A 19343-nucleotide genomic window follows, 5' to 3' on the forward strand; every position below is an offset into this window, starting at 1 on the left:
GCCGGATGCACTGACCACGCCGGACAGCAGTACCCGAGGGCGCGTACACCAAGCAGGGCCTGACCGCCCGCCCGGTGTGCGCGCCCTCGGCATGCTGGTGCCCGGATCCCTCCGTGTGATTACCTGGCCGCATGACCGTGCTCGTGTCCCGCCGCCACGTCGACTACGCACGTGTCACCACCATGGGTTGTCCGTCCGCGAGCTGACACCACGCTCCGGCCTCTCCGGCCTCCGGCCGCCCCTTCCCGTCACCGCAACCGCGCTGCCCATGAAAGGCCCCCGCATGTCACCCCGTACCGCGAACACCGCCGTGGCCGTCCACCCCCTGCTCGCCGAACGCTGGAGCCCCCGCTCGTTCGACGCCGCCCACACGATCGGCGACGAGGAACTCGTCTCCCTGCTGGAGGCGGCCCGCTGGGCGCCCTCCGCCTACAACAGGCAGCCGTGGCGCTTCCTGGTCGGCCGCCGCGGCGACTCGACGTACGAGCAGATCTTCGGTGCCCTCGGAAGCACCAACCGCCGCTGGGCGGGGAACAGTTCACTGCTCGTCGCGGCGGTCGCCGGGGAGCGCCTGGACGACGGGACCCCGCTGTACGGCTCCGCGTACGACACCGGGCTCGCGGTGGCCCAGCTGTCGGTGCAGGCACACGCGCTGGGGCTGCACACCCACCAGATGGGCGGCTTCGACCGGGACCGGCTGCGCACCTCGCTGGGCGTCCCCGACGGCTACCAGCCGCAGTCCGTCACCGCGATCGGTGCCCTGGCCGCGGCGGACCTCCTCCCGCCGGACCTGCGCGAACGCGAGACCGCCGCCCGCGAACGGCGCCCCCTGGCGGAGACCTTCTTCGCGGAGCGGTGGGGCACGCCCCTCCCGGTCCGCCACGAGGACTGAGAGCGGCACTCCGGGCAGACGGCCTTGCCTCTGACGCATACGTCAGGGATTAGCGTGCGTCGACCGCCACGGCCGAACAGCGCCCGTGGCGCCGGTTCCTGACGCCCCGTCAACTGAAGCCTGGAGTTGCCGAGATGAGCACCGAAACACCGTCCACGACCCGGGAGATCCGACTCGTCAGCCTGCCCGAGCACCTGCCCGGGCCCGACCACCTGTCCGCCGTCGAGACACCACTGCCCGCACCGGGACCGGGCCAAGTCGTCGTCCGCAACCGGTACTTCCTCGTCTTCCCGGGGCTGCGCACACTCATCGTGGGCAAGGCCGAGGGCGTACCGCTGCCTCCCCTGCACGTCGGCGACGCGCTGTACGGTCCCGCCGTCGGCGAGGTCGTCGCGGTGGGCCCCGGCAGCGGTCTGCGCCCGGGCGACGAGGTGACCCACCTGCTCGGCTGGCGGGAGCACGCCCTGCTGGCCGACACCGACTGCGCCCCGCTGGGCGATGCACTGCCCGACCCCGTGGCGCATCTGGCGTCAGGGACACCCGTGTACGCGGCCCTCTCCCGGATCGCCGCCGTGCGACCCGGCGACACGGTCCTCGTCACCGGCGCGGCAGGAGCCGTGGGGAGCCTGGCGGGGCAGGTGGCCAGGCTGCTGGGCGCCGGCCGGGTCGTCGGCACCACCCGCTCCCCGCACAAGGCGGAACGGCTCCGGGCCGAACTCGGCTACGACGCCGTGCTGGTGCCGGGCGCGATCCCCTTCGCCGAGCAACTGGCCGCCGCCGCGCCCGACGGCATCGACGTCCTGCTGGACACGGTCGGCGGCGAACAGCTGACCGCTGCCGTCGGCGCGGCCCGCCACGGCGCACGGTTCGCACTGGTGGGCGCACTCTCCGGCCAGCTGGCGGCAGAGCGGGACGGCGACGGCTCCAGCGCCCCGGCGGAGCTCGACACCTTCCGGATCATCACCCACGGCATCGCGCTCCACGGCATCAGCGGCGCCGACCTCGGCCCGATCACGGCGGAGTGGACCAAACGCTTCGGCGAGTGGCTGCGCTCCGGCGAGATCGTCTTCCCCCAGGTACGGATCCCGGGCATCGATCGCGCTCCCGAAGCGTTGCAGGAACTGTTCGAGGGGCGGCACACCGGAACGGTCGTCGTGGAACTCCCGTGACGGTGAGGTGACGGCACGCTCCTCGTACCGGTCGAGAGGAGCGGGATGCGGATCGGGGACGCGGCGGCAGCGGCGGGCACGACACCAAGGGCACTGCGGTTCTACGAGGAGCGCGGTCTGCTGCCGGCGCCGCCGCGCACGGCCGCCGGGCAGCGCGAGTACGGTCAGGACCACGTGGCCCGGGTCAAGGTGATCCGCGAACTGCTCGCCCTCGGGCTCACCGTGGACGACCTCAGCGGCTTCGCCGACCGCATCCCGCTGCTCGTCGACAACCCGAGCCGCCGATGCAGCGGCTGCGAACCGGACGGCCCCGGCACCGGCGTCGTGAACCGCAGGCTGGCGGCCCTCGACGCCGAGATCGACCGCCTGACCCGACTGCGCACCCGGCTGGCGGAGCAGACGGCCCCGGCGAAGTGACCGCGCCCGGCCTGCCCATATGGTCGCGATCCCGCTGCTGGTTCGCCGGGCGGAGCGGCCGGCGTCCGCTCGCCGGGCGAGTCGTAGGGTGACGCATGCTGATCGTCATCGGCGGCCTCCCCGCCGCCGGCAAGACCACGCTCGCCCGCCTCCTGGCGGCCCGGATCGGCGCGGTCCATCTGCGGGTCGGCACCATCGAACAGGCCCTTGTGCGCTCGGGGCTGACCCCGCACCCCGTGGGACCCGCGGGCTACGTCGTGGGATACGCGTTGGCCGAGGAGCATCTCCGGCAGGGGCTGACCGTGATCGCGGAGTCGGTCAATCCACTGACCGTCACGCGCGACGGGTGGCGGTCGACAGCCGTGCGGGCGGCTGTGCCCGCCGTGGAGATGGAGGTCGTCTACTCCGACCGGGACGAGCACCGGCGACGGGTGGCCTCACGGTCGGTGGACATCCCCGATCTGCCGCTGCCCGACTGGCGGCGATCACGGATCGAGCTGCCACCACCGGCACAGGCAGCAAGGTCAGTAGGCGACGGGCCAGCCGCTGCTCCAGTCCAGGAGGTTGATGCCGAGCTTCGGAGTGCCGTTGTCCTGGCCGTCGTAGTAGTGGTAGACGATCAGGTCGCCGTCCGCGTCGTTCATGATCGACTGCCCGCCGGGGCCGATGTACCGGCCGTGCGACTCCAGTACGGGCGTACCTCCGTTGTTCGTCATGGCGACGCCGTTCTTGTCGTAGTACGGGCCGGTGACGCTCGTGGCCCGGCCGACCTTGACCTTGTACGTGGAACTCGTGCCGGCGCAGCAGGTGTCGTACGAGGCGAACAGGTAGTAGTAGCCGTTCCGTTCGACGATGGACGGGGCCTCGACGGCCTTGGTTCCGGTGGGGCGGGAGGCGAGCGAGTAGCGGGTGGTGTTGGACGAGAGCTGCTTCCCGGTCGACGGGTCGATCTGGATCATCTTGATCCCGGTCCACCAACTGCCGAAGGACAGCCACCACTTGCCGTCGTCGTTCACGAAGAGGTTCGGGTCGATGGCGTTGTAGTCGCTGGAGGTGGTGGATGTGTAGACCGTCCCGTAGTCGCTCCAGGAGCCGGGCAGTCCGGTCGTCGAACCGGCCAGCCCGATGGCCGACTTGTTCGAGCCGAAGGTCGAGACGGCGTAGTACATCAGGTACTTGCCGCCGCGGTATGAGATGTCGGGCGCCCATGCCTCGGTGGCGTACGACGACCACCAGCCGGGCTTGGTGCCGAAGGCGTCTCCGCCCGCGCTGAAGGCGATCCGGTTGGCCGAGGTCCTGTATGCGAGGCCGCCGCCGGTGGCGTACAGCAGGTACTGGCCCGAGGACGTACGGATCATCGTCGGATCGTGGACCACGATCGAGCCGGTGACGGTGCCCGGGTTCGGATACGCGGACGCCGAGCTCGGGACGAGGGCGAGCAGGATCGCCGCGGGGACGGCGAGGAGAGTGGTTCTACGAGTGGTCCTGGGGACTCTGCGGGTGGCTGTGCGAGCGTCTTTGCGGGAGGTGCGGCTCACGCGGATCCTCCTTGTGTGGGGGGACGACCCCGGCCGGACGTGTTCGACATGGTGAACGTCGGTCACGACTTCGAACGGGACCGTAGAATCGAACTCCTTGCGCGTCAACGGTTCGCGCAGCGATTCCCGGCGGGGGCGCTGTCGTGTGGCTTGCCGGATCAGGGGTACCCGTACCGGGACATGACGACCTTGACGACCTTGACGACCTTGACGACCTTGACGACCTTGACGACCTTGCAGGTCCTTTCGGGCTACCTGAGGAGATGACTCGGATGCTGCTCATCGGACTGCTCCTCCTCGCGGCCACCGGCGCGTTCACCGCTCTGGTGATCGCGGACAACCTGCCCGGCGGACCCGAGTACACCGTGTCGGTGCTGGGCAACGACATCGCCACCATGAACACCCTTGCCGTGTTCTGCTCCGGCCTCGCCCTGGCACTGATCTTCTGCCTGGGCCTGGCCATGGCGAAGCGCGGATCGGCCCACAGGCACCACCGGAACCCGCGCGCCCGCCGGACCCGGGTCACGGGCCCGGACACGATGACTGACCCGCACCCCCAGCACTGACGAGGTGATGACCTCGCTGTGCCGGGACCCCAGGACGGTTTCGAAGTCCCGGTGATCGCGGTGGACGACAAATGATCAAGGGGCGGTTTCGGATTCCTCCGAAACCGCCCCTGACCTGCGACTCGTTCGAGTCGGGACGACAGGATTTGAACCTGCGACCCCTTGACCCCCAGTCAAGTGCGCTACCAAGCTGCGCCACGTCCCGTTGCGTTGAACCGCGGTTGCCCCGCGTGATCACGCGAACAGAACCCTACCCCACGTCAGGGGCTGCCCCGTAGCCGGCGGGATCCGCGCGACAATCGGTGTATGGGCAGTGCATCGGAGGGTCGGGCGGCAGTGGGCGGTCGGGATCGGGACGAGGAGGGGCGGGCGCGCAACGCCCGGCCCCGGGACGGGCTCGGGCGCCCGCTGCCGTACGGCGAGCACGGGGTGGCCCGGCAACCCGAGGGAGTCGTACGCCGTCCCGAGGAGACCGTCGCCGAGGCCCAGGCGCTGCTGGACGCGGGGAAACCGTTCCACGCGCACGAGGTCTTCGAGGACGCCTGGAAGTCGGGTCCCGATCAGGACCGCGCCCTGTGGCGGGGGCTCGCGCAGTTGGCCGTGGGGCTCACGCACACCGCGCGCGGGAATGTCACCGGCGGGGCGCGGCTGCTGCGGCGCGGGGCCGGGGCGGTCGAGGAGTGGGCGGCCGGGGATGCGCGGCAGCAGCCGTACGGGATGGACCTCGCGGGGGTCGTGGCCTGGGCGCGGGAGCTGGCGGCGGAGGTGGAACGGGACGCCGTGGCCGTCGACGCGGGGGCCCGGGCGCCGCGTCTGTCGGGCGGTACGGCCGGCGGCTGACCAGGGGCGACCACCGCGTTGTCAGTGGGGTGGGGCAGACTCGGGGGCGTGCGGAAGATTCATGTCATCGGTATCGGCGCGGGCGACCCCGAACAGCTCACCCTGCAGGCGGTCAGGGCGCTGCGGAGCACCGACGTGTTCTTCGTCCTGGACAAGGGCGAGGCCAAGTCCGACCTGGTCGGGCTACGCCGGCAGCTGCTCGACACGCATGTGCCGGAAGGGACGTACCGCCTGGTCGAGGCGCGCGACCCGGACCGGGACCGGACGGCCGGGGGCGGTGCGTACGCCCCTGCCGTCGGGGACTGGCGCAGCGCCCGGGCCGAGATCTACGAGCGGCTGATCGCCGGGGAACTCGGCGCGGACGAGAGCGGGGCGTTCCTGGTGTGGGGCGATCCGTCTCTGTACGACAGCACGCTCGGGATTCTGGAGGAGATCCTCGGGCGGGGCGAGGTGGAGTTCGAGTACGACGTCGTACCCGGCATCAGCAGTGTCTCGGCGCTCGTGGGCCGACACCGCACCGGGCTCAACCGGGTCGCGCGGCCCGTGCAGATCACCACCGGGCGGCGGCTGGCCGAGGGTTTCCCGGCGGATGTCGACGACGTGGTGGTGATGCTCGACGCGCATCAGGCCTTCCGGGAGTACGCCGGTGAGGACATCGACATCTACTGGGGCGCCTACATAGGCACCCCGGACGAGATCCTGGTCTCCGGGCCGATCGCCGAGGCCGGTCCCCGTATCGAGCGACTGCGCGCGGAGGCCCGGGAACGCAAGGGCTGGATCATGGACACGTATCTGCTGCGCCGGAATCCACGGCCCTAGGGCATGTCCGGCTGATCATGTCGCGGACGCGGGGTCTGGCACGCCCTCTCCGCCTTGCAGCTGCGCGCACCAGACCCCGCTCACCGGCGATGATGCGGCGCCGTTGCTGTCCCGCGACCTGATCCGCCGGACAGGCCCTGGCAGCCGTAGGCGGCGGGCACCCGGGCGGACCGTCCCCGCATGCGCGGCCGGACGCCCGGTGTGATCGTGACCTCGTGACAGTCGCCGAGGACACCGCGCCTCCCGCCGCCGCCCAGCCGCCCGTGCTGGACCCCCGCCGACGCAACATCGTCTTCGTCACGATCATGCTCGGCATGCTGCTGGCGGCCCTGGACCAGACGATCGTCGGCACGGCCCTGCCGACGATCGTGTCGGACCTGGGCGGTGCCGAGCACATGTCGTGGGTGGTGACGTCGTATCTGCTGGCGGAGACCGTGGCCACGGTGCTCGTCGGCAAGTTCGGCGACCTGTTCGGCCGCAAGGTGGTCTTCCAGGTCTCGGCGATCGTCTTCATCACGGGTTCGTTCCTGTGCGGGCTGTCCACGAACATGACACTGCTGATCGTCTGGCGGGCCCTGCAGGGCATCGGCGCGGGCGGGCTGATGGTCACGGCGATGGCCCTGATCGCGGATGTGATCCCGCTGCGGGAGCGCGGCAAGTACCAGGGCGCGATCGGGGCCGTGTTCGGGGTGGCGACGGTCATCGGGCCGTTGCTCGGCGGTCTCTTCACCGACCATCTGACCTGGCGCTGGGCGTTCTACGTCAACGTCCCGATCGCGATCGTCGTCGTGATCGCGGCGGCCCGCACCATCCCGGTGGTGAAGTCGGCGGTGCGGCCGGTCATCGACTATCTGGGCATCGCGTTCGTGGCGATCGGCGCCAGCGCGCTGATCCTGGCGACGAGTTGGGGCGGCACCGAGTACGCGTGGGGTTCCGGCGTCATCATCGCGCTGTTCGTCGGCGGCGCGGTCTCGCTCGGCCTGTTCTGCTGGGCCGAGTCCCGCGCGGCCGAACCGACGCTGCCGATGCGGCTGTTCGCCAACCCCGTCTTCACGGTCTGCTCGATCCTCAGCTTCATCGTCGGCTTCGCGATGCTCGGCGCGATGACCTACCTGCCGACCTTCCTCCAGTACGTGGACGGCGACTCGGCGACAGTGTCCGGCGTACGGACCCTCCCCATGGTCCTCGGCCTGCTGATCGCGTCCGTCTTCAGCGGCAACGTGGTCAGCAAGACCGGCCAGTACCGCTACTTCCCGATCATCGGCTCGCTGGTGATGGGTGTGGGCCTGTATCTCCTCTCCCTGATGGACGCGTCGACGAGCACCTGGCTGGCCTCGCTGTACATGTTCGTCCTCGGCACCGGTATCGGCCTGGGCATGCAGGTGCTGACGATCGCCGTGCAGAACACCGTCGAGTACGCCGACCTCGGCACCGCGACCTCCGGCGTCACCTTCTTCCGTACGCTGGGCAGCTCGTTCGGCACGGCCGTCTTCGGCACGCTCTACACCAACTCGCTGACCCCGAACCTCTCCGAGGGCATCGCGGAAGCCGCACGCACGGGCGCGGCGGACACCGCCACCATCACCAGGGCGGCGACCAGCCCGGAGGGCCTGCACAACCTGCCCCCCGAGGCCGCTTCGCCCATCATCGACGCATACGCGGACACCATCCAGACCGTCTTCCTGTGGACCGTGCCGGTCGCGCTGGTCGGCTTCGTCGTCGCCCTGTTCCTGAAACAGGTCCAGCTGCGCGACAGCGCCCGTATGGCGTCGACGGACATGGGCGACGGCTTCGCGCAGCCGTCGACCGCGGACTCACGGCGCCTGCTGGAAGCCTCCGTCGGAAAGATCATCGGCAGTACGGATCTGGACACCGCACGCCGGATCGTCAGCGACTCCGACACTCGCCTCGACATCGCGGGCGCCTGGGCCGTCATGCAGGTCGAACTGTTCACCCGCATGGTCGGCCACGCGAGCCTGGGCCTGATCGCCGCCCGCCGCCATATGCCGCCCGAAGTAATCCTCCCTGTCTTCGACCGCATGGTCGAGGAGGGCTACCTGACCCGCACAGGCACCTTCTTCTCCCACACGGAGGCGGGCGCCCGCGAGGCGCAGGTGATCGGCAAGGCATGGGGCACCTGGCTGACCGGCCGAGTGGAACAGGACCTGGGCCACCCCCCGGGCACGGACCTGCGCACCGCGGTGGACACCATCGCCAAACGCCTCCTGGTGGAGGACCTGAGCAGCACCTTGCCGAGTCGGCCTGCGGCGCTGGCGGGGGCGGGCTCGGGTACGGGTGGAGGGACGTCCGGTTCACAGCCGGGCACCTGACACCTGGCCGGGGTGAACCACGGCCAGGTGTCAGGTGCCCGGCTGTGGGAGACCGTCGCCTCGACAATCCGGGTGCCCCGGCGTCGGGGTCACGGCCACCTCACCCACATCAGACAGTTCGTCGCTGCCTCCCTGCGCGCCGCCGACCGCATCCAGGCATCGGTCAGCACCAGCCGCCACCCGAACCCCCGCTGATCAGCGCAGCAGCAACTGCGCCCCGCCCACCACCGTCGCCGCGATCACCAACTGTTCGAACAATCGCTGGTTGATTCGGTTCACAGCCCATTTGCCGATGAACGCCCCGGGGATCACGAACACCACGAGTGCGGCGTCAAGGAGCAGGGAGTGGCCGTCGATCAGGCCCAGGCCTGCGCTGAAGGGGACCTTCGAGACGTTGACGATCAGGAAGAAGAACGCCGACGTGCCCAGGAAGCCGAGCTTTCGGAAGCCGGCCGACAGGAGGTACATCGACATGACCGGGCCACCCGCGTTGGCGACCATCGTCGTGAAGCCGCCGAGGACGCCGTACGAGCGGGCCTTGATCCGGCCGGCGGGTGTGCTCACCGCGTCCGGGTCGTCCTCCTCCGCTTCCGCGTCCGCCCGGCGTCGGCGCCACACCGTCACCCCGGCCATCAGCAGCAGGATCGCCCCGATCGAGGTCCGTACGACCTCGTCGTCCGCCCACACCAGGAACACCGTGCCGACGACCACGCCCACCGCGACCGCCGGGAACAGCCGCCACAGCGTCGGCCAGTGGGCGTGTCTGCGGTAGGTCAGGACGGCGAGGACGTCCCCCGCGATCAGGATCGGCAGCAGTACGCCGGTGGACTCGCGGGCGGGCAGGACGGCCGCGAAAATCGCCAGGCTGACCGTGTTGGCCCCGCTGACGGCGGTCTTGGAGAAGCCGACGAGCAGCGCCGCGGCGGCCAGCGCGGCGAACTCCCAGTGCGTTATGTGCCAGAGCGTCATCGTGTTCATGCGGAGACCGATGCTATGCCCACCGAACTGGCCACCGTAAGGAGCTTCTCGCCAGGTGACCCCTGCCCCACGCGGCCCCCGTCCGAGTCCGGCCACAGACGGTGGCCGACGCGTCACCGTGGACCGGCCGCCCCTCCCCTGGGAAGATCCAGACACACCCTTGCGCGCAACACCTTCCACTCACCCCGTCCACGACGCAGCCGGAGGAGCCATGGCCGAGTTCCACGAGTACGTCCTCACCGGCACCAGAGGTGCGGTCGCCGTCCGCGAATGGCCCCGCCCGACTCCGAGTGATTCCGAACGTCCGCTCGAACCGCCCCGCTATCTCGCCCTCCTCTCCCACGGGTACGCCGAACACATGGGCCGCTACGAGGAACTCGCCGACGTCCTCGTGGCCCACGGCGCGACCGTCCTCGGCCCCGATCACCAGGGGCACGGCAGGTCGGCGGGCGAGCGGGCGGTGATCGAGGACTTCGAGGACGTCGTCACCGATCTACACACCGTCGCCGGTCGAGCCCGGGCCGCCCACCCCGGCGTACCGGTCGTCCTGATCGGCCACTCCACCGGCGGTCTCGTCGCGGCCCGCTTCGCGCAGCGGTACCGGGGTGAACTGGCCGCTCTCGTGCTCTCCGCGCCCGTGCTCGGCAACTGGGACCTCCCGGGGCGGCTGCTCGCGCTCGACGAGATCCCCGACCGGCCCATCAGCCCGGCCGCGCTCTCCCGCGACCCCGCGGTCCGGGCGGCGTACGCGGCGGACCCGCTGGTCTGGCACGGCCCGATGAAACGGCCGACGCTGGAGGCGTTCGTACGGACGCTGGCGACCGTGGCGAAGAGCGGTGACATCGGAGCGCTGCCGCTGCTGTGGCTGCACGGCGACGACGACCGGCTCGTCCCGCTCGCCGGGAGCCGCGTCGGCGTCGAGGAGCTGCGCGGCTTCGACTGGACCGAGCGGATCTTCCCGGGCTCCCGGCACGACGTCTTCCTGGAGACGAACAGAGCGGCGGCCTTCAACGAACTGACCGCCTTCGTGGACCGGGTGCTCGCGACCCGGGCCGCATGACCCCGTTCCCGTCCCAACGATCCCTCCCTCGCACGGCTGATCCCCCTCCCCTCCGGCCCCCGCTCACCCCTCCCCCGCCTCATGCGGCCGATTCCCTCACGTTTCCGCCCATCCGTCCTGGGAACCCGCGTCCCCATGGAGTGGTTGCGGCAAGCAGCCTGCGCGGGAGAGGACCCCGAACTGTTCTTCCCCGTGGGCACGGCAGGGCCGGCGCTGCGGGACATCGCCACCGCGAAACGCGTGTGCGCCCGCTGCCCGGTGGCCGCGCAGTGCCTGGACTGGGCCCTGCGCAGCGGGCAGACGTCGGGCGTGTGGGGCGGCACCGGCGAGGACGAACGCGCCGAACTGCTCCGTACCGCCAGAGAACGGGTCCGGTGACGGAAGAACGGGAAACCGGGCCACCGCAGCACGCACGCCGTATCACAAGGAGGAGCACCCATGACTGTCGTCAAGAGCAGCCTGCCCGAGCCGGAGCGCCGGATCACCGGTGACGCCCTGCAAGGGACCCTGGTGGATCTGCTGGCGCTGTCGCTGATCGGGAAGCAGGCCCACTGGAACATCGTGGGGCCGAGGTTCCGTTCGATCCATCTGCAGCTCGACGAGGTCGTGACGGCAGCCCGCGGTTTCTCCGACACGGTCGCGGAGCGCGCGGCGGCCCTCGGTGTGCCGCCGGACGGCCGCCCCGAGACCATCGCCTCGTCCCTTCCGTTCCAGGACCCGAAGGACGGCTGGCTGCAGGACACGGAGGTCGTGCAGCTCCTCGTCGACGCGCTGGGAACGGCGATCGGGCGCCTGCGCGAACGTATCGAGGCGACGGAGAAGGCCGACCCGGTGACCCAGGATCTGCTGATCGGCATCACGGCCGAACTGGAGAAGCAGCGCTGGATGTTCGAGGCGGAGAACGCACAGCGCGCCAACTGACCTGCTTCTCTTCGGACTTGCGGACTCGCTCACCCCAACAGCCAGCCCCCGTCCACGCTCAGGTCGATCGCGTTGACGGACCGGTTGCGCAGCAGGAAGTCCACGGCGTCCACCACGTCGGCCATCGTGGCGAGTTGGCCGGCGGGTGTGTGGGCACGCAGGCCCTCCAGCACCTCCGCGGGTCTGTTCCGCCAGTACGGGCTGTCGCCAACTACCCCCGGATGCACGGCGTTCACCCGGATCGGCGCGAGTTCGACCGCGAGGGTACGGACGAGCCCGGTTACACCGACGTTGACGGTCGCCACCGTCGTCGCACCCGGGTAGGGCCGCTCCTTGGCCTGGCCGCCGAACAGCACGATGGCACTCGCGTCGTGGAGACGCGGGCGCAGCGTGTGCACAACCTCGGTGTAGCCGACGAGTTTGAGGGTGACGAGATGGAGGGCCGCGTCGATGTCGTACGCGGTGACCCGGTTCTCGTCGCGCGAGACACCGGCGAGGACGAGATGGTCGACCCGCTCGACGTCGGCGAGCGCGGCGGCGATGTCCCGGGGCCGCGAGAGGTCGAGGGCCAGGCCCCGCGCGCCGATCTCCTTGGCCACCGTGCCGGCGCGATCGGCATCGCGGCCGGTGAGGGCGACCTCGTCGCCGCGTTCGACGCGCGCGCTGGCGAACTCGCGGCCGATTCCGGATGTACCACCGACAACGACCACACTGCTCATGCCCGTTCCTCCCCATCGTCCCCATCGCCCGCGTTTCCCAGTACGTCCTTCAGGTGGTCCCAGTCCCGGGTGAACCGGTAGGAGTGGCGCGGCGGTGGCTGCGGGGCCTGTGTCTCCAGCCAACGGACGGGCCCGTCACCGGCGTTGGTGAAGCCGTGCACACAACCGGCGCCCGCCCAGGCCGTGTCGCCGTGGCGAAGACGATGACGTTCGCCGTCGAAGGTGGCGTCGACCACCCCTTCGAGGATCAAGTACGTCTCCTCGAAGGGGTGGTCGTGCGTCCCGGCGACGTCGTCGGGCGCGTACTGCACTCGACGTGGTCCGGCTGGTCGCCCTCGGGCACACCAACGCCGAGATCGCCTCCGCCCTGTTCGTCTCCCTCTCCACGGTCAAGACACACCTGTCGAGCGTGCAGCTGAAGCCGGCCGCCCGGAACCGGGTGGAGATCGCGGCCTGGGCCTGGCAGAACGGGCACGCCCGCCCGGAGGCGTGAGGCCCCCCGCCCCGGATGTGGCGCGTTCGACGTGGAACGGCTATGCAGAAACAGGACGAGTTGAAAGTACGATCAGCCAATGTCTGACATGATCGAAACCACGCCCGGCTGGCTGGCACCCGACGAGCTCGAACAGGCTCGCGCGAAGATGCCGATCCTGTACGTCGAAGCCGTACCGGTGCGCGTCGACGACAACGGCGAAGTCTCCAGCATCGGCCTCCTCCTGCGCATCGGCTCGGACGGCACGGTCAGCCGCGCCCTGGTGTCGGGCCGCGTCCTGCACCACGAGCGGGTGCGCGACGCCCTCCTGCGCAACCTGGAGAAGGACCTCGGCCCGGTCGCCCTGCCCCGGGTCCCGGCCTCCCCGCAGCCCTTCACCGTCGCGGAGTACTTCCCGACGCTGGGGGTCACCCCGTTCCACGACCCGCGCCAGCACGCGGTGTCCCTCGCCTACATCGTCCCGGTGGCCGGCGACTGCCGCCCCCGCCAGGACGCCCTCGACCTGGTCTGGTTCAGCCCCGAGGAAGCCTCCTCCCCGCTGGTGCAGAACGAGATGCCGGGCGGCCAGGGAGTGCTCCTCAAGCAGGCCCTGGCCCATGTCGGCCGCCTGTCCTGAGCTGGGCGGACAATCAAAACCCAGGAATTACCAAGGTTCTCACAGCATTCCCATGGCAATTGAATTCTGAGATTTCGACTAACACCGCACGGGGCCGTGTTAAGTTTTCTTTCATCAGGGCGGCGGGAAAGCCCGGGGCGAGAGCCCTGAGCCCCTGCCCGTCCAAGCGGAATCGTCCCGTGCAGTACTGGAAACTCAGAAGGAGTCAGTATGAGCTTCAGGATTATTGCCCCGCTCACCCCGCAGCGGAACGCGAACGCGAACCCGAACGCCAACCAGTTCCCGCAGCCCCCGCAGGACGCGCAGCAGGCGCGCCGTCGGCGCCCGCGACCCGGCGAGCCCGTCCCGCCCCGGGCCGGCAACTGACGTAATCCCTGCTCACACGGGAGGGCCGGTGGTGTTCCACCGGCCCTCCCGGCGTTTCCGCACCGCTCCGCTGCACTGTGCACGGACTGTGGATCTCCCCGGAAACACCTGGCGATCGAGCAAAGTCCCGGAAACCACGGGAGCTTGCTCCGTAAAGTCATGCATCACAGGAGAATCATGCGTGCGACCAAAACCAGGGGCAATTCAGGGACCGGCCATCCGCGAAGCGTCCCACCGGGTATTGAATTGTCCGAATACGGATTCCCGATCAATTCGGAAAAGAATGCGGGGAGCGATCCGGGCAATATCTACGACGAACCGGACGACATCTACGTCGACGACGAATACGAATCGTCCACCACCCCCACCGTCCCCGCCCGTACGGCCTTTCGTCGTTTCTGGCCGCTGACGAAGGGGCTGCGGCGCTGGCTCGTGGCCGTCTGGCTGTGCACCGTCCTCGGCGCCCTCGCCGAGACGTCCGCCATCCTGCTCTTCGGCGACCTCACCGACAACGCGCTCCAGAACGGCTCGCTCGACGCCTTCTGGACGCCCGCCGCGCAGTGGCTGGCCATCGCCGTGGTGGGCGCGGCCATCGGGTACGCGGGCGGTTCCCTCTCCGTGTGGGTGTCGGAGCGGTTCGTGATGCGGCTGCGCGAACGGGTCTTCGACCATGTGCAGAAGCTGCCCCCGCACTTCTTCCAGCGCCACCGCCAGGGCGATCTGCTCTCCCGGCTGACGGGGGACATCGAGGCCATCGAGCAGATGGCCGTCTCCGGTCTCATCGGCACCGCGTCCGCGCTGTTCAGCGCCGTCTTCTACGCGGCTGCCGCGTTCTGGCTGCAGTGGGACCTCGCCGCGGTGACCTTCGCCCTCGCCCCGCTGTTCTGGCTGGCCGCACGGAGGTTCTCCGCCGGCGTCAAGTCCGTGGCCAGGGACGGCCGGATCGCCGACGGCGCGGTCACCTCCGTGGTGGAGGAGTCCCTCGGCAACCTCGTCCTCACCCAGGCGTACGGCCGCGAGGACGCCGAGCGGCGCAAGCTGAAGCAGGAGGCGACGGCGTGGTTCCGGGCCTCCGTGCGCTCGGCCCGCCTCAACCAGGCGTACGGGCAGCTCGTACAGGTCATCGAGACGATCTGCGTGCTGGCCGTGATCGGTATCGGCGTCTGGGAGATCTCCGAGGGGCAGATGACACTCGGTCAGCTGCTCGCGTTCGCCGCCCTCCTCAGCTACCTCTACCCGCCGATCCGCGGCCTCGCCCAGCTGGGCTTGGTCATCACAGCCGCCACAGCCGGCGCCGAGCGGCTCATCGAGATACTGGACTCCCGGCCCGCCGTCAGCGACCCGGCCGGACCCGAGCGCGCCGGGACCAGGCGGCCCGACGGCAGCGTCGAGGTGCGGGACGTCTCCTTCCGCTACCCGGGAGCCGACGCCACGGCGCTCGACTCACTGTCGTTCACCGTGCGCCCCGGCGAACTGGTGATCGTCACCGGGCCGAGCGGGGCCGGAAAGTCCACCCTCTCCAAGCTCCTGCTGCGCTTCTACGACCCCGACTCCGGCGCCGTCCTCCTGGACGGCACCCCGCTCAGGGACTTCCCCCTGGACCGGCTGCGCGAGTACGTCGCCCTGCTGCCCCAGGAGACCCTGGTCCTGCACGACACGGTCCGCGCCAACATCGCCTGCGGCCGGCCCGGCGCCAGCGACCACGCCATCGAGGAGGCGGCCCGTACGGCCGACGCGCACGACTTCATCACCGCGCTCCCCGACGGGTACGACACCCGGGTCGACCCCAACTCGGCACGGCTGTCCGGCGGCCAGTTGCAGCGCCTCGCCATCGCCCGGGCCGTACTGCGCGACGCACCGGTCCTCGTCCTCGACGAGCCCACGACCGGCCTCGACGCGATCGCCTCCCGCCGCATCGTCGAACCGCTGCGCCGGCTGATGGCCGGCCGCACCACCATCGTGATCACGCACGACCTGGATCTGGCCCCCGACGCCGACCGCATCCTCGTCATCGACCGGGGCCGCATCACCGAGTCCGGCCGCCACGACGAACTCCTCGCCCTGGGCGGCACGTACGCCCATCTACACAGCTCCCGGACGGAGACGTCGGCGGGACCGGCCGAACCGTTCCCGCCGATGTTCACGCCTCCCCCGTACGCCGAGTTCACCGGCCCCGAGGGCTACTACTACGGCGGACAGGCGTCCTGAGAAGCGCCGGCCGCCCCGCCTCAGCCGATCTCGACGAGCAGATCGCCGCCCTCCACCTGCTGGATCCGGTTGATGGCCAGCCGCGTCACCTTCCCGGCCTTCGAGGCGGTGACCGAGGCTTCCATCTTCATCGCCTCGATGGTGGCCACCGTGGCACCGGCCGCCACCTCGTCGCCCTCGGTGACGGCGAGGGTCACGACCCCGGCGAAGGGCGCGGCGACATGGCCGGGGTTGGCCCGGTCGGCCTTCTCCGTCGCCGGGATGTCGGAGGCGACCGAGGTGTCCCGCACCTGGATCGGCCGCAGCTGGCCGTTCAGGGTGGACATCACCGTACGCATACCGCGTTCGTCGGCCTCGCCCACGGCCTCCAGCTCGATGAGCAGCCGTACACCCGGTTCGAGGTCGACGGAGTACTCCTTCCCCGGGCGCAGCCCGTAGAAGAAGTCCTTGCTGTCCAGGACGCTGGTATCGCCGTAGGTCTGACGGTGTGTCTCGTACTCGCGGGTCGGCCCGGGGAACAGCAGCCGGTTGAGGGTCGCCCGCCGCTCCTTCACCAACCCCTCGCGGTCGTCCGCGGTCAGTTCCTGGACGGGCTTGGGGGCGGCGCGGCCCTCCAGGGCCTTGGTGCGGAACGGCTCCGGCCAGCCGCCGGGCGGGTTGCCCAGCTCGCCGCGCAGGAAGCCGATGACGGAGTCGGGGATGTCGAACCTGTTCGGCGTCGCCTCGAAGTCCTTCGGCGAGACGTCGGCGCCCACCAGGTGGAGCGCGAGGTCACCGACCACCTTCGACGAAGGGGTGACCTTCACCAGCCGGCCGAGGATGCGGTCGGCGGCGGCGTACATCGCCTCGATCGCCTCGAAGCGGTCGCCGAGGCCCAGGGCGACCGCCTGGGTGCGCAGGTTGGAGAGCTGCCCGCCGGGGATCTCGTGGTGATAGACCCGCCCGGTCGGCGCGGCGAGGCCCGCCTCGAAGGGCGCGTAGATCTTGCGGACGCTCTCCCAATACGGCTCCAGGTCGCCCACGGCGGCGAGGCTCAGCCCGGTGGACCGCTCGGAGTAGTCGGTCGCGGCGACGATGCCCGACAGCGACGGCTGCGAGGTGGTGCCCGCCATCGACGCCACCGCCCCGTCGACCGCGTCCACGCCCGCCTGGATCGCGGCGAGGTAGGTGGCCAGCTGACCGCCCGCCGTGTCGTGGGTGTGCAGATGCACCGGCAGACCGAACTCGCGGCGCAGCGCCGATACGAGGGTCGCGGCGGCCGGAGCCCGCAGCAGCCCCGCCATGTCCTTGACGGCCAGGACGTGGGCGCCCGCCTCGACGATCTGTTCGGCGAGCCGGAGGTAGTAGTCGAGGGTGTAGAGCCGCTCGGACGGATCGGACAGGTCGGAGGTATAGCACAGGGCGACCTCGGCGATCGCCGTTCCCGTCTCCCGTACGGCGTCGATGGCGGGCCGCATCTGCCCCACGTCGTTCAGCGCGTCGAAGATCCGGAAGATGTCGATGCCGGTGGCCGCGGCCTCCTGGACGAAGGCGTCGGTCACCTCGGTCGGGTACGGCGTGTAGCCCACGGTGTTGCGGCCGCGCAGCAGCATCTGGAGGCAGATGTTGGGCACGGCCTCGCGGAGTGCGGCCAGGCGTTCCCACGGGTCCTCGGCGAGGAAGCGGAGGGCCACGTCGTAGGTGGCGCCGCCCCAGCACTCCAGGGAGAGCAGCTCGGGCAGGGTGCGTGCCACCACCGGGGCGACGGCGAGCATGTCCCTCGTACGGACCCGGGTGGCCAGCAGCGACTGGTGGGCGTCGCGGAACGTCGTGTCGGTGACGCCGATGGCCGGTGACTCGCGCAGCCAGCGGGCGAAGCCCTCCGGGCCGAGTTCGACGAGCCGCTGCCGGGAGCCGGCGGGCGGTTCCCCTGCCGACAGGGCCGGGATCTTGGTGACCGGGTCGCTCAGCTCGGGCCGTTCGCCGTGCGGCTTGTTCACGGTGACGTCGGCGAGGTAGGTGAGCAGCTTCGTACCGCGGTCGGCGGAGTGACGTGCCGTGAGCAGATGCGGGCGCTTCTCGATGAACGACGTCGTGACCTGCCCGGCCCGGAAGTCCGGGTCGTCGAGCACGGCCTGCAGGAACGGGATGTTGGTGGCCACGCCGCGGATGCGGAACTCGGCCACGGCACGCCTGGCCCGGCCGATCGCGGTGCTGAAGTCGCGTCCCCGGCAGGTGAGTTTGACCAGCATCGAGTCGAAGTGCGCGCTGATGTCCGTACCGGCGTGGGTGGTGCCGCCGTCCAGGCGGATGCCCGAACCGCCGGGCGAGCGGTAGGCGCTGATCTTCCCGGTGTCCGGGCGGAAGCCGTTGGCCGGGTCCTCGGTGGTGATACGGCACTGGAGCGCGGCCCCGTGCAGGGTGACCGTCTCCTGGGAGAGCCCCAGGTCGGCGAGCGTCTCGCCGGAGGCGATGCGCAGCTGGGACTGGACGAGGTCGACGTCGGTGACCTCCTCGGTGACCGTGTGCTCGACCTGGATGCGCGGGTTCATCTCGATGAAGTGGTAGTTGCCCTCGCGGTCGAGCAGGAACTCCACGGTGCCGGCGTTGCGGTAGCCGATCTCCCGGGCGAACCGCACGGCGTCGGCGCAGATCCGGTCGCGCAGTTCCGGGTCGAGGTTCGGCGCGGGGGCCAGCTCGATCACCTTCTGGTGGCGGCGCTGGACCGAACAGTCGCGTTCGAACAGGTGGATGACGTTGCCCTCGCCGTCGGCGAGGATCTGCACCTCGATGTGACGGGGTTCGACGACGGCCTTCTCCAGGAAGACCGTGGAGTCGCCGAACGCGGAGGCCGCCTCGCGCGCCGCCGCCTCGATGGACTCGCGCAGCTGGGCGGGGTCCTCGACCCGCCGCATACCGCGCCCGCCACCGCCGGCGACGGCCTTGACGAACACCGGGAAGCCGATGTCCCCGGCGGCGCGGACGAGTTCGTCCACGTCGGAGGAGGGCTCCGAGGACCCGAGCACCGGTACGCCAGCCGCGCGGGCGGCGGCCACCGCACGCGCTTTGTTGCCGGTCAGCTCCAGGGTGTCCGCGCTCGGCCCGACGAAGGTGATGCCGGCCTCCTCGCAGGCCCGCGCCAGATCGGGGTTCTCCGACAGGAACCCGTAGCCCGGGTACACGGCGTCCGCTCCCGCCTGCCGCGCGGCGCGGACGATCTCCTCCACGGAGAGGTACGCCCGGACGGGATGTCCCGGCTGGCCGATCTCGTACGCCTCGTCGGCCTTCAACCGGTGCAGTGAATTGCGGTCCTCGTGCGGGAAGACGGCCACGGTCCGCGCGCCCAGCTCATAGCCGGCTCGGAACGCGCGAATCGCGATCTCACCACGGTTGGCGACCAGCACCTTGCGGAACATCAATGGATCCCTTCAG

19 protein-coding genes, 1 tRNA gene and 2 pseudogenes are annotated in these 19343 nt (G+C 70.5%); 16 read left to right on the forward strand and 6 right to left on the reverse strand.

Going from position 1 to position 19343, the window contains the following annotated elements; all coding sequences use genetic code 11:
- Window positions 1–283: 283 nt before the first annotated feature.
- The 4 genes and pseudogenes from LUX31_RS05070 to LUX31_RS05085 all read left to right on the forward strand — a co-directional run.
- On the forward strand, window positions 284–892 hold the full coding sequence (locus LUX31_RS05070; RefSeq protein WP_235473425.1) for a nitroreductase family protein: 609 nt from the start codon (window positions 284–286) through the stop codon (window positions 890–892).
- Between the two features lie 134 nt (window positions 893–1026).
- Window positions 1027–2061 (forward strand): MDR family NADP-dependent oxidoreductase, encoded by a 1035-nt coding sequence (locus tag LUX31_RS05075; protein ID WP_235473427.1) that lies wholly within the window; start codon window positions 1027–1029, stop codon window positions 2059–2061.
- 45 nt (window positions 2062–2106) lie between these two features.
- Complete coding sequence (locus LUX31_RS05080) at window positions 2107–2478, forward strand: MerR family transcriptional regulator (protein ID WP_235473429.1); 372 nt, start codon at window positions 2107–2109, stop codon at window positions 2476–2478.
- A 95-nt stretch (window positions 2479–2573) separates the two neighbouring features.
- Window positions 2574–2958 (forward strand): annotated as a pseudogene (locus tag LUX31_RS05085) (AAA family ATPase); the annotation flags it as partial.
- A 44-nt stretch (window positions 2959–3002) separates the two neighbouring features.
- On the opposite strand, the gene LUX31_RS05090 reads toward LUX31_RS05085, so the two are convergent.
- On the reverse strand, window positions 3003–4016 hold the full coding sequence (locus LUX31_RS05090) for an arabinan endo-1,5-alpha-L-arabinosidase (RefSeq protein WP_443045926.1): 1014 nt from the start codon (window positions 4014–4016) through the stop codon (window positions 3003–3005).
- A gap of 272 nt (window positions 4017–4288) precedes the next feature.
- Here LUX31_RS05090 and LUX31_RS05095 point away from each other — a divergent pair, with 272 nt between their 5' ends.
- Window positions 4289–4582, forward strand: coding sequence for a hypothetical protein (locus tag LUX31_RS05095; protein ID WP_235473431.1), 294 nt, complete (start codon window positions 4289–4291; stop codon window positions 4580–4582).
- A gap of 131 nt (window positions 4583–4713) precedes the next feature.
- Here LUX31_RS05095 and LUX31_RS05100 read toward each other — a convergent pair.
- Window positions 4714–4787: transfer RNA gene (locus tag LUX31_RS05100), tRNA-Pro, on the reverse strand.
- Between the two features lie 101 nt (window positions 4788–4888).
- Here LUX31_RS05100 and LUX31_RS05105 point away from each other — a divergent pair.
- From LUX31_RS05105 to LUX31_RS05120, 4 genes are all read left to right on the forward strand, one after another.
- Window positions 4889–5422: a DUF309 domain-containing protein gene (locus LUX31_RS05105; RefSeq protein ID WP_235473433.1), complete on the forward strand. Its 534-nt coding sequence runs from the start codon at window positions 4889–4891 to the stop codon at window positions 5420–5422.
- A gap of 48 nt (window positions 5423–5470) precedes the next feature.
- Entirely contained in the window at window positions 5471–6241 is a 771-nt protein-coding gene (cobF, locus tag LUX31_RS05110) for a precorrin-6A synthase (deacetylating) (protein ID WP_235473434.1), read from the forward strand.
- A 215-nt stretch (window positions 6242–6456) separates the two neighbouring features.
- Entirely contained in the window at window positions 6457–8571 is a 2115-nt protein-coding gene (locus LUX31_RS05115; RefSeq protein ID WP_235473436.1) for an MDR family MFS transporter, read from the forward strand.
- Window positions 8572–8583: 12 nt separating this feature from the next.
- A complete protein-coding gene (locus tag LUX31_RS05120) occupies window positions 8584–8766 on the forward strand; it encodes a hypothetical protein (RefSeq protein ID WP_235473438.1) in 183 nt (60 codons plus the stop codon).
- On the opposite strand, the gene LUX31_RS05125 is transcribed toward LUX31_RS05120, so the two are convergent.
- Entirely contained in the window at window positions 8767–9549 is a 783-nt protein-coding gene (locus tag LUX31_RS05125) for a sulfite exporter TauE/SafE family protein (RefSeq protein ID WP_235473439.1), read from the reverse strand.
- Between the two features lie 211 nt (window positions 9550–9760).
- Between LUX31_RS05125 and LUX31_RS05130 the strand changes: the two genes are divergently transcribed.
- The 3 genes from LUX31_RS05130 (at window position 9761) to LUX31_RS05140 (ending at window position 11530) form a co-directional block, all read left to right on the forward strand.
- Window positions 9761–10609: an alpha/beta hydrolase gene (locus LUX31_RS05130; RefSeq protein WP_235473441.1), complete on the forward strand. Its 849-nt coding sequence runs from the start codon at window positions 9761–9763 to the stop codon at window positions 10607–10609.
- 135 nt (window positions 10610–10744) lie between these two features.
- On the forward strand, window positions 10745–10987 hold the full coding sequence (locus LUX31_RS05135) for a WhiB family transcriptional regulator (RefSeq protein WP_235473442.1): 243 nt from the start codon (window positions 10745–10747) through the stop codon (window positions 10985–10987).
- A 60-nt stretch (window positions 10988–11047) separates the two neighbouring features.
- On the forward strand, window positions 11048–11530 hold the full coding sequence (locus tag LUX31_RS05140) for a Dps family protein (RefSeq protein WP_235473444.1): 483 nt from the start codon (window positions 11048–11050) through the stop codon (window positions 11528–11530).
- Between the two features lie 29 nt (window positions 11531–11559).
- Here LUX31_RS05140 and LUX31_RS05145 read toward each other — a convergent pair whose 3' ends face one another.
- Both LUX31_RS05145 and LUX31_RS05150 read right to left on the reverse strand, forming a co-directional pair.
- Window positions 11560–12249, reverse strand: coding sequence for an SDR family NAD(P)-dependent oxidoreductase (locus LUX31_RS05145; protein WP_235473445.1), 690 nt, complete (start codon window positions 12247–12249; stop codon window positions 11560–11562).
- On the reverse strand, window positions 12246–12560 hold the full coding sequence (locus LUX31_RS05150; RefSeq protein ID WP_235473447.1) for a cupin domain-containing protein: 315 nt from the start codon (window positions 12558–12560) through the stop codon (window positions 12246–12248). Before LUX31_RS05150 ends, LUX31_RS05145 begins: the two co-directional genes overlap by 4 nt.
- On the opposite strand from LUX31_RS05150, the pseudogene LUX31_RS05155 reads away from it, so the two are divergent.
- From LUX31_RS05155 to LUX31_RS05170, 4 genes and pseudogenes are all read left to right on the forward strand, one after another.
- Window positions 12560–12742 (forward strand): annotated as a pseudogene (locus LUX31_RS05155) (response regulator transcription factor); the annotation flags it as partial. The gene LUX31_RS05150 and the pseudogene LUX31_RS05155 sit on opposite strands and share 1 nt — an antisense overlap.
- An 88-nt stretch (window positions 12743–12830) precedes the next feature.
- The gene (locus LUX31_RS05160) at window positions 12831–13358 is read left to right on the forward strand and encodes an NUDIX hydrolase family protein (protein WP_235479796.1); all 528 of its coding nucleotides are present in this window, start codon (window positions 12831–12833) and stop codon (window positions 13356–13358) included.
- Window positions 13359–13568: 210 nt separating this feature from the next.
- The gene (locus LUX31_RS05165) at window positions 13569–13724 is read left to right on the forward strand and encodes a hypothetical protein (RefSeq protein ID WP_235473448.1); all 156 of its coding nucleotides are present in this window, start codon (window positions 13569–13571) and stop codon (window positions 13722–13724) included.
- Between the two features lie 327 nt (window positions 13725–14051).
- Complete coding sequence (locus LUX31_RS05170; RefSeq protein ID WP_235479797.1) at window positions 14052–15932, forward strand: ABC transporter ATP-binding protein; 1881 nt, start codon at window positions 14052–14054, stop codon at window positions 15930–15932.
- A 20-nt stretch (window positions 15933–15952) separates the two neighbouring features.
- Here the strand turns inward: LUX31_RS05170 and LUX31_RS05175 are convergent, their stop codons facing one another.
- On the reverse strand, window positions 15953–19327 hold the full coding sequence (locus LUX31_RS05175; protein ID WP_235473449.1) for a pyruvate carboxylase: 3375 nt from the start codon (window positions 19325–19327) through the stop codon (window positions 15953–15955).
- Window positions 19328–19343 lie beyond the last annotated feature (16 nt).

Source organism: Streptomyces sp. GQFP, assembly GCF_021545335.1.
In the GTDB taxonomy this organism is placed as follows: Bacteria; Actinomycetota; Actinomycetes; order Streptomycetales; family Streptomycetaceae; genus Streptomyces.

Excerpts from the sequence above, each read along its gene's own strand:
- LUX31_RS05145 (WP_235473445.1), bottom strand. The coding sequence starts at position 12,249 with ATGAGCAGTGTGGTCGTTGTCGGTGGTACATCCGGAATCGGCCGCGAG.
- LUX31_RS05160 (WP_235479796.1), top strand. The coding sequence starts at position 12,831 with ATGATCGAAACCACGCCCGGCTGGCTGGCACCCGACGAGCTCGAACAG.
- LUX31_RS05135 (WP_235473442.1), top strand. The coding sequence starts at position 10,745 with ATGGAGTGGTTGCGGCAAGCAGCCTGCGCGGGAGAGGACCCCGAACTG.
- LUX31_RS05095 (WP_235473431.1), top strand. The coding sequence starts at position 4,289 with ATGCTGCTCATCGGACTGCTCCTCCTCGCGGCCACCGGCGCGTTCACC.
- LUX31_RS05140 (WP_235473444.1), top strand. The coding sequence starts at position 11,048 with ATGACTGTCGTCAAGAGCAGCCTGCCCGAGCCGGAGCGCCGGATCACC.
- LUX31_RS05130 (WP_235473441.1), top strand. The coding sequence starts at position 9,761 with ATGGCCGAGTTCCACGAGTACGTCCTCACCGGCACCAGAGGTGCGGTC.
- LUX31_RS05080 (WP_235473429.1), top strand. The coding sequence starts at position 2,107 with ATGCGGATCGGGGACGCGGCGGCAGCGGCGGGCACGACACCAAGGGCA.
- LUX31_RS05075 (WP_235473427.1), top strand. The coding sequence starts at position 1,027 with ATGAGCACCGAAACACCGTCCACGACCCGGGAGATCCGACTCGTCAGC.
- LUX31_RS05125 (WP_235473439.1), bottom strand. The coding sequence starts at position 9,549 with ATGAACACGATGACGCTCTGGCACATAACGCACTGGGAGTTCGCCGCG.
- LUX31_RS05175 (WP_235473449.1), bottom strand. The coding sequence starts at position 19,327 with ATGTTCCGCAAGGTGCTGGTCGCCAACCGTGGTGAGATCGCGATTCGC.
- LUX31_RS05105 (WP_235473433.1), top strand. The coding sequence starts at position 4,889 with ATGGGCAGTGCATCGGAGGGTCGGGCGGCAGTGGGCGGTCGGGATCGG.
- LUX31_RS05165 (WP_235473448.1), top strand. The coding sequence starts at position 13,569 with ATGAGCTTCAGGATTATTGCCCCGCTCACCCCGCAGCGGAACGCGAAC.
- LUX31_RS05070 (WP_235473425.1), top strand. The coding sequence starts at position 284 with ATGTCACCCCGTACCGCGAACACCGCCGTGGCCGTCCACCCCCTGCTC.